This is a genomic window from Klebsiella sp. D5A (genome assembly GCF_001620885.1).
Taxonomy (GTDB): Bacteria; Pseudomonadota; Gammaproteobacteria; order Enterobacterales; family Enterobacteriaceae; genus Klebsiella; species Klebsiella variicola.
Map to the genome: position 1 here is coordinate 142,231 of NZ_LOAR01000007.1, position 13,834 is coordinate 156,064.

12 protein-coding genes and 3 tRNA genes are annotated in these 13,834 nt (G+C 57.8%); 3 read left to right on the forward strand and 12 right to left on the reverse strand.

The window, feature by feature from the left end; translation table 11 throughout:
* Window positions 1-2: 2 nt before the first annotated feature.
* From hflK to nnr, 8 genes are all read right to left on the reverse strand, one after another.
* On the reverse strand, window positions 3-1,265 hold the full coding sequence (hflK, locus tag AS136_RS11960; RefSeq protein ID WP_023323503.1) for an FtsH protease activity modulator HflK: 1,263 nt from the start codon (window positions 1,263-1,265) through the stop codon (window positions 3-5).
* Between the two features lie 65 nt (window positions 1,266-1,330).
* Window positions 1,331-2,611: a ribosome rescue GTPase HflX gene (gene hflX / locus AS136_RS11965; protein WP_004146725.1), complete on the reverse strand. Its 1,281-nt coding sequence runs from the start codon at window positions 2,609-2,611 to the stop codon at window positions 1,331-1,333.
* A 75-nt stretch (window positions 2,612-2,686) separates the two neighbouring features.
* Window positions 2,687-2,995: an RNA chaperone Hfq gene (hfq, locus tag AS136_RS11970; protein ID WP_002885659.1), complete on the reverse strand. Its 309-nt coding sequence runs from the start codon at window positions 2,993-2,995 to the stop codon at window positions 2,687-2,689.
* Between the two features lie 92 nt (window positions 2,996-3,087).
* Window positions 3,088-4,038: a tRNA (adenosine(37)-N6)-dimethylallyltransferase MiaA gene (gene miaA, locus AS136_RS11975; protein WP_002885652.1), complete on the reverse strand. Its 951-nt coding sequence runs from the start codon at window positions 4,036-4,038 to the stop codon at window positions 3,088-3,090.
* Window positions 4,031-5,890 carry a DNA mismatch repair endonuclease MutL gene (gene mutL, locus AS136_RS11980; RefSeq protein WP_023323502.1) on the reverse strand — a complete coding sequence of 620 codons (1,860 nt, stop codon included), beginning with the start codon at window positions 5,888-5,890 and terminating at the stop codon, window positions 4,031-4,033. The genes miaA and mutL overlap by 8 nt, the downstream gene beginning before the upstream one ends.
* Before the next feature lie 10 nt (window positions 5,891-5,900).
* A complete protein-coding gene (gene amiB / locus AS136_RS11985) occupies window positions 5,901-7,256 on the reverse strand; it encodes an N-acetylmuramoyl-L-alanine amidase AmiB (RefSeq protein ID WP_008807196.1) in 1,356 nt (451 codons plus the stop codon).
* A 16-nt stretch (window positions 7,257-7,272) separates the two neighbouring features.
* Window positions 7,273-7,734: a tRNA (adenosine(37)-N6)-threonylcarbamoyltransferase complex ATPase subunit type 1 TsaE gene (gene tsaE / locus AS136_RS11990; RefSeq protein WP_012543113.1), complete on the reverse strand. Its 462-nt coding sequence runs from the start codon at window positions 7,732-7,734 to the stop codon at window positions 7,273-7,275.
* A complete protein-coding gene (nnr, locus tag AS136_RS11995; protein WP_023323501.1) occupies window positions 7,727-9,238 on the reverse strand; it encodes a bifunctional ADP-dependent NAD(P)H-hydrate dehydratase/NAD(P)H-hydrate epimerase in 1,512 nt (503 codons plus the stop codon). The genes tsaE and nnr overlap by 8 nt, the downstream gene beginning before the upstream one ends.
* A 13-nt stretch (window positions 9,239-9,251) precedes the next feature.
* Here nnr and queG point away from each other — a divergent pair, with 13 nt between their 5' ends.
* Window positions 9,252-10,391, forward strand: a complete 1,140-nt coding sequence (gene queG, locus AS136_RS12000) for a tRNA epoxyqueuosine(34) reductase QueG (protein ID WP_008807198.1) — start codon at window positions 9,252-9,254, stop codon at window positions 10,389-10,391.
* Between the two features lie 270 nt (window positions 10,392-10,661).
* Here the strand turns inward: queG and AS136_RS12005 are convergent.
* From AS136_RS12005 to AS136_RS12015, 3 genes are all read right to left on the reverse strand, one after another.
* Window positions 10,662-10,737, reverse strand: a tRNA-Gly gene (locus AS136_RS12005).
* 72 nt (window positions 10,738-10,809) lie between these two features.
* Window positions 10,810-10,885 (reverse strand) — tRNA-Gly (locus AS136_RS12010).
* Window positions 10,886-10,953: 68 nt separating this feature from the next.
* Window positions 10,954-11,029, reverse strand: a tRNA-Gly gene (locus tag AS136_RS12015).
* A gap of 294 nt (window positions 11,030-11,323) precedes the next feature.
* Here AS136_RS12015 and AS136_RS12020 point away from each other — a divergent pair.
* Entirely contained in the window at window positions 11,324-12,055 is a 732-nt protein-coding gene (locus AS136_RS12020; protein ID WP_012543116.1) for a transporter substrate-binding domain-containing protein, read from the forward strand.
* A gap of 40 nt (window positions 12,056-12,095) precedes the next feature.
* Here AS136_RS12020 and orn read toward each other — a convergent pair whose 3' ends face one another.
* Window positions 12,096-12,641, reverse strand: coding sequence for an oligoribonuclease (gene orn / locus AS136_RS12025; RefSeq protein WP_004206435.1), 546 nt, complete (start codon window positions 12,639-12,641; stop codon window positions 12,096-12,098).
* Between the two features lie 94 nt (window positions 12,642-12,735).
* Between orn and rsgA the strand changes: the two genes are divergently transcribed.
* Window positions 12,736-13,797: a small ribosomal subunit biogenesis GTPase RsgA gene (gene rsgA, locus AS136_RS12030; protein WP_008807202.1), complete on the forward strand. Its 1,062-nt coding sequence runs from the start codon at window positions 12,736-12,738 to the stop codon at window positions 13,795-13,797.
* Window positions 13,798-13,834: the final 37 nt, after the last annotated feature.

Genomic DNA, 13,834 nt, shown 5'->3' on the forward strand with positions numbered 1-13,834 from the left:
CGTTATTCCCCCTGACGCTGGTAGTCGTTACGCTGCGCGTTAGCGCGGCGTTGGTCCATAATGCTACCCCCGGTTGAGCTCGAGGTTGATGAGGTGCTGGCGCTGCCTGTGCTGGATGCAGGTGGCAGACGCAGCAGATCGCTGGCGTCACTGCTATCGCTCTTTGCTGCCGGCGCAACGGCGCCTTTCAGCATCTGGTCAAGCGGCAGAACCATCAGATTGCCGTTTTTGCTGTCATTGACCAGCACTTTGCGGGTGTGGCTCAGCACTTTTTCCATGGTTTCGATATACAGACGCTCGCGGGTAATTTCCGGCGCGGCTTTGTATTCCGGCAGGAGCTTAGCAAAGCGAGCCACTTCACCCTGGGCTTCCAGGACGGTCTGGGTCTTGTAGGCACGCGCCTCTTCAAGGATACGCTGCGCCTGGCCATTCGCCCGCGGCTGTACTTCGTTGGTATAAGCTTCCGCTTCACGGATGTACTGCTGCTCGTTCTCACGCGCGGCAATGGCATCGTCAAACGCCGCCTTCACCTCTTCCGGCGGACGTGCCGTCTGGAAGTTGACGTCCAGCAGGGTGATCCCCATGTTGTACGGGCGGATAGTCTCTTCCAGCTCGCGCTGGGTATCGCTACGGATCACGGTACGACCTTCGGTCAGAATGCGATCCATGGTGTATTTGCCGATCACGCCGCGCAGCGCGCTGTCAGTCGCCTGACGCAGACTGTCATCCGCGCTGGTAACGCTAAACAGATAGCGTTCCGGATCGGTGACGCGGTACTGCACGTTCATCTCAACGCGCACGACGTTTTCGTCAGAGGTCAGCATGACGCCGGAAGCGGCCAGTTCACGTACCGACTCCACGTTCACCGCCTGAACGTTATCGATAAAGGTCGGTTTCCAGTTCAGGCCTGGCTCAACCAGATGGCTGAACTTACCAAAACGGGTCACGACGCCGCGTTCGGCTTCTTTAATGGTATAAAAACCGCTGGCCGCCCAGATAATCACTGCCGCCGCGGCAACGATGCCGACAATACGCCCGCCCATCGGTCCGCGAGGGGTCTGCGCGTTATTACCACCGCCCAGTCCGCCCTTGCCGCCGCCGAGCCCGCCAAGTTTTTTACTTAACTTGCGGAAGATATCATCCAGATCCGGCGGCCCCTGCTCGCGACCACCTTTGTTGCCATTTCCCTCAGAGTTGCCGCCAGGTTTGCTGCTCCCCCACGGGTCGCGGTCCTGTCCGTTATTACCGGGCTGATTCCACGCCATGTATATGCTCCATATTTGTTTTTGATATCCCCACAGGGGTCAATATCTTCAGGCAAGCTGCAAGGTTAAACCACATAGTCAACAAGCGTTGGCTCTTGCTTACAGAGGCGCCGCCAGTCAACGATCGGCATGCGCACCTGCAGACTCACGCTGCCGTCATCCTCCATCCACTCTTTTTCTATCGCCTGAAGCTGATAGAAACGGCTTCTCAGTCGCCCTTCTTTCGGCGGTAAGCGCAGCGTATGCTGGGCCACTTCACCGGAAAGACGTTCCGTTAATGCCTGAAAAAGCAGTGGTACGCCAACCCCGGTCTGGGCTGAAAGCCAGACCCGAATCGGTTTATTTTCATCGTCGCGATCGATGCGCGGTTCAAAATCGTCAAGCATGTCGATTTTGTTCATCACCAGCAGCGCCGGGATCTCATCGGCCTCAATTTCAGCGAGAACCGTATTTACCGCATCAATGTTTTCCTGCACGCGGACATCCGCCGCATCAATCACATGCAGCAGCAGCGTCGCCTGACGCGTCTCCTGCAACGTCGCTTTAAACGCGGCTACCAGATCGTGCGGCAGATGGCGAATAAAGCCGACGGTATCGGCCAGTACCGTTTCGCCGACGTCAGGGACGTCAATGCGGCGCAGCGTCGGGTCCAGGGTGGCGAACAGCTGATTCGCGGCATAGACCTCGGCAGCGGTGATCTGGTTAAAGAGCGTTGATTTTCCGGCGTTGGTGTAGCCCACCAGCGACACGGTTGGAATATCGGCTTTCGCGCGCGACCGCCGCCCCTGCTCACGCTGTTTCTCAACTTTTTCCAGTCGCGACAGGATCTGCATGATGCGGTTACGCAATAAACGACGGTCGGTTTCGAGCTGGGTTTCACCCGGGCCACGCAAACCAATCCCGCCTTTCTGTCTTTCAAGGTGGGTCCAGCCGCGGACGAGGCGGGTTGCCATATGGCGCAACTGCGCCAGCTCAACCTGCAGTTTCCCTTCATGGGTGCGCGCGCGCTGGGCGAAAATATCTAAAATAAGACCGGTGCGATCGATAACCCGGCATTCGCACAGACGTTCCAGGTTGCGTTCTTGCGCCGGACTCAGGGCATGATCGAAGAGCACGACCGACGCGCCGGTCGCTTTAACGGCTTCCGCAATTTCGACTGCCTTACCTTCACCAACAAAATACTTCGGGTGCGGTGCTTTACGGCTACCGGTAATCACCTGCATTGCTTCGACACCGGCGGAAGAGGCCAGAGTTTCAAACTCCTGGAGATCTTCCATATCTTTGTCTTGCGAAAAATAGATGTGTACCAGTACCGCCTGCTCACCGGCGTCATAACGGTCAAACAAGCGTAAACCCCTTATAAAATACCAGCGGGGAACACAGAAAACCTGGCTCCCCGGCGTGGAAAAACAGCACTGGCCTTATTCGGCGTCGTCGCTGTCTTGTTGCGGCGCAGAAGAGCCCTGCGCGCTACCACCGTGGTGATAGTTACTGGAACCGCCGCCAGCATTATTGCTGTGGTGAGACACCGGGCGAGACGGGACAACAGTAGAAATTGCGTGCTTATAGACCATCTGGCTGACCGTGTTCTTCAACAGGATCACGAACTGATCGAAAGACTCAATTTGCCCTTGCAGCTTGATACCATTCACCAAATAAATAGAAACCGGAACGCGTTCCCGACGCAAAGCGTTCAGGAACGGATCTTGTAAAGATTGCCCCTTAGCCATTCTCTCTTTTCCTTATATGTATGCTTGTTTTGTACTCAGAACCTTACGATTCTTAAAAAAAATTACGCACGATACCGTTCAATTGTACACGTTCAGTTCTGGCTCGCACCAACAACCTGTAATACTTTGTTGAGCGCTTGTTCAGGTTGTTCACTGTCTAACCAGTGCACACCTTCCCAACCGCGCAGCCAGGTGACCTGACGTTTGGCTAACTGTCTCGTGGCGCAAACACCTCGATAAACCATCTCATCATAAGGGATCTCGCCATTGAGGTATGACCACATCTGGCGGTATCCAACACAACGGATGGAAGGCATATCCGTATGCAAATCTCCGCGGGCAAAAAGCGCCCGTACTTCTGCTTCAAAACCTGAAGCTAACATCTGATGAAAACGCTGTTCTATGCGTTGATGGAGCAGTTCACGGCTCGCCGGGGCGATGGCGAACTGATGCACCTGATATGGCAGAGCGTCTCCTGACGTTTGCGTCAGTTCCGTTAAAGTTTTACCCGAAATGAAAAAAACTTCCAGTGCCCGGGAAAGCCTTTGCGGATCATTTGGATGAATACGCGCAGCAGCCACGGGATCAATTTCCTGTAATTGCTGATGTAACGCGTTCCACCCCTGCTCTGCGGCCTGCTGCTCAATCCGCGCTCTGACCTCTGGGTCAGCCGACGGTAAGGGCGACAATCCTTCCAGCAACGCTTTGAAATACAACATCGTTCCGCCGACTAACAGCGGAATACGCCCGGCGGCGACAATATCGGCCATCGCCGCCAGCGCGTCGCGGCGAAAATCAGCCGCGGAATAAGCTTCTGCGGGATCCAAAATATCCAGCAGCCGGTGCGGCGCAGCGCTAAGCTCCGCGGCATCCGGTTTGGCAGTGCCAATATCCATTCCCCGATAAATGAGGGCGGAATCAACACTAATCAACTCTACTGGCAAAACTTTACGTAAGGCTATCGCCAGCGCGGTTTTACCTGAGGCCGTCGGGCCCATTAAAAAAATTGCCTTGGGCAGGCTCGCCTCGGTTACATCATTCATCTTTCAGGGCATTCATCGCCGAATGGAGATCTACAGGTTGTAACAGGCCACCCGGCGGCGTTTTCACCAGCTGCGGGCAAAGACGTTCGACGTCCGCCAGCAGCGCAATCGCCTGCGCCATATTCCATGACGCCTGTTCGCTCGTCAGATTACGCGCCATCCATTGGGCGATGTTGCCGACGTCGAATGCGTTTTGCTGCGCCAGGTAGCCTATCAGTTCAGGAATCAAGATTTGTAAATTTTGTTGTCTTAAGGGTAAAGGGACCGCGCGCACCGTCACGTGCAGGGCATCGGTATGAAGCTCGATCCCCAACTGCGTCAGCGCCGACTGCGCAGCGGCCAGCGCCCGCTTCTCCCCTTCCGTGACTTTTAACCGCAGCGGGATCAGCAGCGGCTGAGCACATACCGCTTCCGTACCCGGCGTCAACTGCGCCTGGCGCAGCCAGCGCTCGGCAACGGTCAACGACAGCAGCGCCAGACTGCCCTCGCGCTCCAGCAGCGCGCAATCGCCGCCGACAATCGTCAGCACTCTGCCAAAACTCTGACTGTGACCAGCCAGTTCCGCCGGGGCGGCGGACGGCTGCGCGGGTCGCGGAGCGGCGGGCGTGTCGAGCAACTGACGATAAAGCGCGCCCTGCTGCTTCTGGTAACCGGGCTGCGCATGCGGCCAGCTCGCGCCGCCAGAACTGCCGCCGGAGGCAGCCGGCTCACGCGACGATGTGATGCTGAATCGGGTTGCCGCTTCACGCGCTTCCGACGGCCGAGCAAACTGGTTGCCGCCTGCGGCGATGCGATTCTCCGGCATCTGGCGCGGCGTCGGCGGGTCGTCTTTTTCCGCCAGCGGCGCATCAAGCTGTTGCTGCAGCACGCTCAGTACGCCCTGGTAGATAAAGTCATGCACCAGGCGAGACTGATGGAAACGCACCTCATGCTTGGCCGGATGGACGTTCACATCCACCTGATGGGGATCGATCTCCAGATACAGCACAAACGCCGGCTGCTGATCGGCGCCCAGCTTGTCTTCACAGGCCTGGCGGATAGCATGATTGATCAGCCGGTCGCGCATCATCCGGCCGTTGACGTAACAGTACTGAATTTCCGCCAGTGCCGGGGTGGTATGGAGCGGATCGGCAACCCAGCCGCGCAGGGTCAGATCGCCATGCTGCCACTCGATCGCCAGCGCATGTTCGAGAAAAGCGGCGCCGCAAATGGTTCCCAGCCGCCGCTCCCGCTGGCCATCCTGCGCCACTGCCCGATACTGTCGTATCACCTTACCGTTATGGTTGAGGTTAATGGTGACGTCGAAGCGCGCCAGCGCAATGCGGCGCACCACCTCGTCAATGTGGCCGAACTCGGTTTTTTCGGTGCGCATAAATTTGCGCCGCGCGGGGGTGTTGTAAAATAGATCCAGCACTTCCAGCGTGGTGCCAATCGGATGCGCCGCCGGTTTCACCGTTACCGCCTGGTCTCGACCTTCAGCATAGGCCTGCCATGCCTCTTGCTGCTCCGCGGTACGCGAAGTCAGCGTCAGGCGAGCGACGGAACTGATACTGGCCAGCGCTTCGCCGCGAAAGCCGAGGCTGATAATCGCCTCCAGATCGTCAAGCGAGGCGATCTTGCTGGTCGCATGACGGGCCAGGGCCAACGCCAGCTCGTCTTTTTTGATGCCACTGCCGTTATCGCGGATGCGAATGAGCTTCGCGCCGCCGCGTTCGATATCAATGTCAATCCGCGTAGCGCCAGCATCAAGGCTGTTCTCAACCAGCTCTTTCACCACCGACGCGGGCCGCTCCACCACTTCGCCGGCGGCAATCTGGTTGGCGAGCTGCGGCGGCAGAACCTGAATCGGCATCCCCTGCTCCTTAGTTAATCAACATCCCGCCTGGCGCTGCGGCGCTGGCGGTCTGCGCCGCCTCGCCGCGAGGCGCCGACTGCAGCGGATGCTGCATAAAGTAGTTGCGCAGGCCGTTATAAATCGCCTCCGCAATCTGCTCCTGGTAATCATCGCTCCCCAGCAGCCGCTCTTCACCGTTGTTACTGATAAAGCCCGTTTCCACGAGGATCGACGGGATATCCGGCGAGCGCAATACACCGAGGCTGGCATGCTCCGGGCGGCGTTTGTGCAGGTTGCCAATGCGCTGCAGCTGGCTCAGCACGTTGGTCGCCACATCGTAGCCGACGCGCTGGGAATGACCGAACTGCAGATCCAGCACCGCCTGGCTCAGGTAGGGGTCGGCCTGGCTGTTCGCCAGCACGTCGCCTGCCCCGCCGAGCAGTTCAGACTGCTTCTCATGCTGCTCGAGCCAACCGGCCATTTCGCTGTTGGCGCGACGGTTCGAGAGCACCCACACCGAGGCGCCGGTCGCATCGCGGTTTGGCGCGGCATCAGCATGGATAGAGACGAGGAAGTTGGCGTTTTGCTTACGCGCTACGTCAGAGCGGCCCATCACCGAAATAAAGTAATCTCCGTCGCGGGTCAGCACCGGCTTAAACTGCGGATCGGCGTTCAGTAACGCCCGCAGCTTGCGCGCGATAGCGATAGTGACGTTCTTCTCTTTGGTGCCATTCGGACCAATCGCGCCAGGATCCTGACCGCCGTGTCCGGCATCGATGGCGATAATCACCTTATCATCCGCCGACACCGTACGGGCCGCCGGGCGAGTCACGGTCTGATTGTTGGTCATCGCCGGCTGGGAGGAGGTCATCGCCGTCTGCCGTTCATGACCCGACGAGCTGAACGGGTTACGCCCTGACGTCGCCGTCCGGGAAGGCATCACCGGCGGCGGGTCAGCCCGTTTCACCACCACAGGCGGCGGTGGCGGTGGCGGCGGTGCGTCGGCGTTGATGGTAAAGACCACCGTGTAATTCGCCCCGTTCTGCTGCTTCACCGCTCGCGTTTTACCATCTTCCGTCAAATCCACCAGCAGACGCAGCGTCTGCGTATCCTGCGGCGTACCGGCGCGAATACTCTTCACCAGGTTGCTGCCGCTAAACTGCAGCGGTAGTCCCTGCAATACGCCGGTCTGCTTGATATCCAGCGCGACCAGACGTTTACCCTGTGGGGTAAAGGAGTACTCCGGCTCACCGACAAAACTTAGGGTAATACGGGCCTGCTGGTCTCCGTTGGAGACCTGGATATCGGATAAACTCGCCGCAGTGGCGTGAAGACTCGAGAGCATTAGCGCAGCGGCAAGCCAGGTGGTTATGCGATACTTCATCCCGTCATCCTTCAGGCTAAATGGCTAAACGCGCCAGTAAAGATTCACCCCGTGAGGAGATCGCGGTAATACGCGCCTCACGCCCTTGTGCCTGGTAATCAAGGTGAATTTCAACATCCGGGTCAGGCAGGACACCTGCGCCTTGCTGCGGCCATTCCACCAGGCAGATGGCATCGTCGGCAAAATAATCACGGATCCCCATAAATTCGAGCTCCTCAGGATCCGCCAGTCGGTAGAGATCGAAGTGATATACCATCAGATTCTCGAGGGTATACGGCTCCACCAGGGTATAGGTTGGGCTTTTGACATTGCCGCGGTGACCGAGCGCCTGCAAAAAGCCGCGGCTGAAGGTCGTTTTCCCCGCGCCTAAATCACCATACAGATAAATCACGGTGGCGCCGGTACAGGCCTGCGCGATGCGGTCGCCAAGGGCCAGCGTGGCCTGCTCATCGGGTAAAGGAATCACTCGGTTAATCATGGTCTACGTCAATCACATCCGGGTTAACAACACGCCTGAGCGTGGAAAAGAGATCGGTCGCCAGCATACCGCGGGTGCCCTCGCGAGCGGCCACCCGGTCGGCGGCATCGCCATGAGCGACGCACCCGGCACAGGCTGCATCATACGGCGTCAGGTGCTGTCCTAACAATGCGGCAATAATGCCGGTAAGCACATCGCCCATCCCGCCGCTGGCCATCCCGGCATTGCCGGCATCGATAATGCCCATCGCCCCGCTTTCACTGGCCACCACCGTGCCTGCGCCTTTCAGCACAACCACGCCACCATACCGTTTTACCAGACGCTGCGCAGAAAGTAAGCGATCGCTTTCAATTTCTGCCACGCTAACGTTCAGCAGACGGGCCGCTTCGCCGGGGTGCGGCGTTAACACGCGATTGTGACGTTTATCGGGATTGAATGCCAGCAGGTTCAGCGCGTCAGCGTCCCAGACCATCGGTTTGTTAAAACTTTCCACCGTGCGCAGGGCGCTGCGCCCCCATTCGCGCTGTCCCAGACCCGGGCCAATCGCCACCACATCAGCCCATTCCAGCGCGGCTTTCAGGGTCTGGGGCGTCAGTTCATCTACCATTAATTCCGGCCGCACGGTGACAATGGGCGCCACGTTCTCCGGGTGAGTAAGCACTCGCACCAGCCCTGCACCGCTGCGTAGGGCCGCTTCACCGCACATACGGATAGCGCCTGCTGTGCCGCGATCGCCGCCGACAATCACCAGCTTGCCGTGATCGCCCTTATGGGAGGTGGCCCGCCGCGGCGGCAGCCAGTCGGCGAGGTGGGCGGCGCAAAACCGCGTCAGGGGAGTACTTTGCCCGGCGAGCCAGCGCTCGAGCCCAAGGGCATGATGATGGAGATGCCCGACGACATCCCGCGCCTTGCCGGTCAGCAGCCCGGGTTTGAGGGCGATAAAGGTCAGGGTGTGGTCGGCCTGAACCACTGCACCTGGGGTCGCGCCGGTCTGCGCATTCAGGCCGGAAGGGATATCCAGCGCCACCACCGGCGCCGGGTGGTGGTTCGCCTGGTGGATGAGCGCCGCGACGGGATCGCGCGGCGCACTGCGCAGACCGGTGCCGAGCAGGCCATCAATAATCAGTGAGATATCGTCGGGCCACGGGATAGTCGCCGCATGGATCACGCCGCCGGCGTTAAGCCACGCCTCCCGCGCCGCCTGCGCCTCTTCCGGCAGCGGGCTGTCACTCTCTACCGCCAGCAGCGTCACCCGCCGCCCCGCGGCCTGTGCCAGACGCGCGACAACATATCCGTCGCCGCCGTTGTTGCCATGTCCGCAGAGGATCAGCCAGTGCGCGCTGGCGGGATAAGCGCGGCTGGCCAGCTGAAAGGCCGCCTCGCCCGCGCGCTGCATCAGTTCGAACAGCGTCAGCCCCAGGCTGTCCGCCGCCTCTCGTTCGGCCAGGCGCAGCGCCTCCGCAGGCCAAATGTTGTATGGTATACTGTCAGGGTTTTTCGTCATTGTATGGTCCATCATGTCACAGCCCCTCGATCTCGTTCAGTTAGCGCAACAAATCAAACAGTGGGGCACAGAGCTCGGGTTCCAGCAGGTGGGTATCGCCGATACCGACCTCAGCGCCAGTGAACCCAAACTGCAGGCATGGCTGGATAAACAATACCACGGCGAAATGGAGTGGATGGCCCGTCACGGTATGATGCGCGCCCGTCCCCACGAACTGCTGCCCGGTACGTTACGCGTTATCAGCGTGCGGATGAACTATCTGCCCGCCAACGCCGCCTTTGCCCGCACCCTGAAAGATCCCGCACTGGGTTACGTCAGCCGTTATGCCCTCGGGCGTGATTATCATAAGCTGCTACGTAATCGCCTGAAAAAACTGGGGGAGAAGATTCAGGAACAGTGTGCTTCGCTCAATTTTAGACCTTTTGTCGATTCCGCGCCTATCCTGGAGCGGCCAATCGCAGAAAAAGCGGGCCTTGGCTGGACAGGTAAGCACTCACTTATCTTAAGCCGCGACGCGGGATCATTCTTTTTCCTCGGCGAACTGCTGATCGATCTGCCTCTACCGGTCGACAGCCCGGTTGCGGAGGAGTGCGGACGCTGCGTCGCCTGCATGACCATCTGCCCCACCGGCGCCATCGTTGAGCCCTACACCGTCGACGCCCGGCGCTGCATCTCCTATCTCACCATTGAACTGGAAGGCTCTATCCCGGAGGAGTTCCGTCCGCTTATCGGCAACCGTATTTACGGTTGTGATGATTGTCAGTTGATCTGTCCGTGGAACCGTTTCTCACAGCTCACCGATGAAGAAGATTTCAGTCCACGCAAAGCGTTGCATGCGCCACCGCTGGTGGAGCTGTTCGCCTGGAGCGAAGCGTGGTTTCTGAAGGTAACCGAAGGGTCGGCGATTCGTCGCATTGGCCACCTGCGCTGGCTGCGCAATATCGCCGTCGCGCTGGGCAATGCGCCCTGGGATGAAGCCCATCTTCGCGCGCTGGAGAGTCGCCGGGGTGAGCACCCGCTTCTCGACGAGCACATCGAATGGGCTATCGCTGAGCAAATAAACAAGCGGAACGCCGACGCCGTCGAAGTACAACTGCCGAAAAAATTACGTCTGGTCAGGGTGGTAGAGAAAGGCTTGCCGCGCGACGCCTGATTCATTCACAGGCTGTGAATAAAATCTAAAACACATTGCGTTTCAAGGCGCAGACCGAGGTCAAGTGATCGGATTAACATTTCGAAATGAAATTTAATTGTTAAATTTCAATGACATATAAAGATACTATTTACAAAGCGAAGCATTTACGCCGTCAAAGACGGAACGACAACCTGTGGATAACTCTGTTCACAGTATTTCTGGATATCAAATGAAAATCATCCCCGGCGCTGGATTGCACTGTGGATAAATAAGAGATGGAAGAAAATTTGGAGCGGGAAACGAGACTCGAACTCGCGACCCCGACCTTGGCAAGGTCGTGCTCTACCAACTGAGCTATTCCCGCTTAATCATCGTCATTCAAGCTACCGTGTAGCAACCTGAATACTGCGACTGGTGTGGTATGTCTTTCAAATTTTGGAGCGGGAAACGAGACTCGAACTCGCGACCCCGACCTTGGCAAGGTCGTGCTCTACCAACTGAGCTATTCCCGCTTAATCTTCGGCTTTCGCCTCGCATCTGCGAGTTGAAACCCTGTGATCAGGATGGTGCTTTCAAATTTTGGAGCGGGAAACGAGACTCGAACTCGCGACCCCGACCTTGGCAAGGTCGTGCTCTACCAACTGAGCTATTCCCGCGTTACTGCTTTTTTTGCCATATTTTGATGGCGTCGTAATTTGCATTTCTGCGTCGTTACGGGAGGCGCATTATACGAGAATTCGATGCCCCTGCAACCCCCTGACGATCACTTTTTTGCGTTTTTTGTTTAAATGAACATTTTCTCGCCACCCACGCCGCTGAATTGTATAAATAAGCGTCATAACGGGCAAAATTGCTTTTTCCGCCCGGCTGAATGACGCAAAATCGCTCGCATCATAGTGCGGTGGCGCGACGTATAACGTGGCCACCACGACGCCAAACAGGGAATTAGCATGAGAAAAGTCCTCACCGTCCTGCTGCTGAGCACGCTGGCCATCGGAACCGCGTCAGCCGAGACGCTCCATTTTGGCACTACCACGGCCAATCCGCCGTTTGTCACCACCAACGGCAAAAATCAGCCCGTCGGCTTCGATATCGATCTCGCTCACGCCCTGTGCCAGCAGATGCAGGCGCAGTGCCAGTTTACGGCGCAGCGTTTCGATACCCTGATCCCGGCATTGCGCTTTAAGAAGTTTGATGCGGTGATTGCCGGTATGGAAGTGATCCCAATGCGCGAGAAGCAGGTCGCCTTTAGCCGCCCCTATCGCCAGGCCCTCTCCGGGGTGGTGATCGTCAATAAAGATGTCGCCCATACCTTTGCCGATTTGAAAGCCAAAAAAATCGGCGTGGTGAAAGGCACGCTGCACCAGCACTATCTGCGCGATAAGCAGAAGGCCGTGCAGGCGATCCCTTACGACGACGTCGCCAGCGCTTTAGCCGCGCTGAAAGCCGGCGAAATAACCGGCGTCATGAGCGACTTCGCCACCCTTGACGCCTGGCAACAAGAGAACCCTGACTACGCCATCATGGATGAGCGGGCCACCGACCCGGCTTATTACGGTAAGCAGTATGCGATTGCGGTGCGCAAAGACGATCCGGAGTTGCTGAATGCCATCAACGATGCCCTGACCGCGGTCATGGCGACGCCTGACTTCCAGCAGATGCAGCAAAAGTGGTTTAAATAATCAGAAAGATGTACCGGGCCGCACCAGGCCCGGTATTGGTTTACAGCTTAATGAAATGCTCGCGATAGTAGGCCAGCTCGGCAACCGACTCGCGGATATCGTCCATCGCCTGATGGGTGCCCTGCTTTTTAAAGCCGTCGAGAATTTCCGGCTTCCAGCGGCGAGCCAGCTCTTTCAGCGTGCTGACGTCCAGATAGCGGTAGTGGAAATAGGCTTCCAGTTGCGGCATGTACTTAAACAGGAAGCGACGATCCTGGCCGATGCTGTTGCCGCAGATCGGCGACTTGCCCGCCGGCACCCACTGCTTAAGAAACTCAATGGTCGCCAGTTCGGCATCGTGCTCGCTGACGGCGCTGGCCTTCACGCGATCCACCAGTCCGCTGCCGGTATGCGTCCGCACATTCCACTCGTCCATTAATGCCAGCTGAGCATCCGACTGATGCACGGCGATGGTCGGCCCTTCAGCCAAAATGTTCAGGTTGGCATCGGTCACCAGGGTGGCGATTTCGATAATGCGATCGCGCTCCGGATCCAGCCCTGTCATCTCAAGATCGATCCAAATGAGGTTGTTTTCATTTGCACTCATGCTATTTTCCACCCTTCTTGCGTGACTATATTCATCTAAAATAGCGTGTATCATAGAGGTTTTGCCCCATCAGGGCGACCAGGAGCCAGTTCGATTGAGTAAAAATAAACTCTCCAAAGGCCAGCAGCGCCGCGTCAACGCCAACCACCAGCGCCGCCTGAAAACCACTGCGGAGAAGGCCGACTACGATGACAACCTGTTTGGCGAAACGTCGGAAGGCATTGTCATCAGTCGCTTTGGTATGCATGCCGACGTCGAATCCGCTGACGGTAGCGTCCATCGCTGCAACATTCGCCGGACAATCCGTTCGCTGGTCACCGGCGACCGCGTGGTCTGGCGGCCGGGTAAAGACGCCGCCGACGGCGTAAACGTCAAAGGGATCGTCGAAGCGGTGCACGAGCGCGCCTCCGTCCTGACGCGTCCGGATTTTTACGACGGCGTGAAGCCTATCGCCGCCAATATCGATCAGATCGTGGTGGTTTCCGCGATCCTGCCTGAACTGTCGCTGAATATTATCGATCGCTATCTGGTGGCCTGCGAGGCGCAGGATATCGAGCCGTTGATCGTCCTGAATAAAATCGATCTGCTGGATGACGATGGCCTGCGCTTCGTCAATGAGCAAATGGACATCTACCGCAATATCGGCTACCGCGTGCTCATGGTCTCCAGCCGGACTCAGGACGGTCTCAAGCCGCTGGAAGCGGCCCTGACCGACCGCATCAGCATTTTCGCCGGGCAGTCCGGGGTCGGTAAATCGAGTCTGCTGAATGCCCTGCTGGGGCTGAATGAGGATCAAATCCTCACCAATGATGTCTCGGACGTTTCCGGCTTAGGCCAGCACACCACCACCGCGGCGCGCCTCTACCACTTCCCGCACGGCGGCGATGTGATTGATTCGCCGGGCGTTCGTGAATTTGGCCTCTGGCATCTGGAAGCGGAACAAATCACCCATGGCTTTGTCGAATTCCATGATTATTTAGGCCATTGCAAATACCGCGACTGTAAACACGATAACGATCCTGGCTGTGCGCTTCGCGAAGCGGTAGAGAACGGCAAGATCGCCGAAAGCCGTTTTGAGAACTACCACCGCATCCTCGAAAGCATGGAGCAGGTACAGGTAAAAACGCGTAAAAACTTTTCCTCGTCCGATGACTGATCATTAAGCTGAGCATCACGTCAGGCTCTGCCAGGAC

Bases quoted from the DNA above. Each gene is read 5' to 3' on its own strand.
- hflK (WP_023323503.1), bottom strand. From the start codon at position 1,265: ATGGCGTGGAATCAGCCCGGTAATAACGGACAGGACCGCGACCCGTGG.
- hfq (WP_002885659.1), bottom strand. From the start codon at position 2,995: ATGGCTAAGGGGCAATCTTTACAAGATCCGTTCCTGAACGCTTTGCGT.
- miaA (WP_002885652.1), bottom strand. From the start codon at position 4,038: ATGAATGATGTAACCGAGGCGAGCCTGCCCAAGGCAATTTTTTTAATG.
- mutL (WP_023323502.1), bottom strand. From the start codon at position 5,890: ATGCCGATTCAGGTTCTGCCGCCGCAGCTCGCCAACCAGATTGCCGCC.
- amiB (WP_008807196.1), bottom strand. From the start codon at position 7,256: ATGAAGTATCGCATAACCACCTGGCTTGCCGCTGCGCTAATGCTCTCG.
- tsaE (WP_012543113.1), bottom strand. From the start codon at position 7,734: ATGATTAACCGAGTGATTCCTTTACCCGATGAGCAGGCCACGCTGGCC.
- nnr (WP_023323501.1), bottom strand. From the start codon at position 9,238: ATGACGAAAAACCCTGACAGTATACCATACAACATTTGGCCTGCGGAG.
- queG (WP_008807198.1), top strand. From the start codon at position 9,252: ATGTCACAGCCCCTCGATCTCGTTCAGTTAGCGCAACAAATCAAACAG.
- AS136_RS12020 (WP_012543116.1), top strand. From the start codon at position 11,324: ATGAGAAAAGTCCTCACCGTCCTGCTGCTGAGCACGCTGGCCATCGGA.
- orn (WP_004206435.1), bottom strand. From the start codon at position 12,641: ATGAGTGCAAATGAAAACAACCTCATTTGGATCGATCTTGAGATGACA.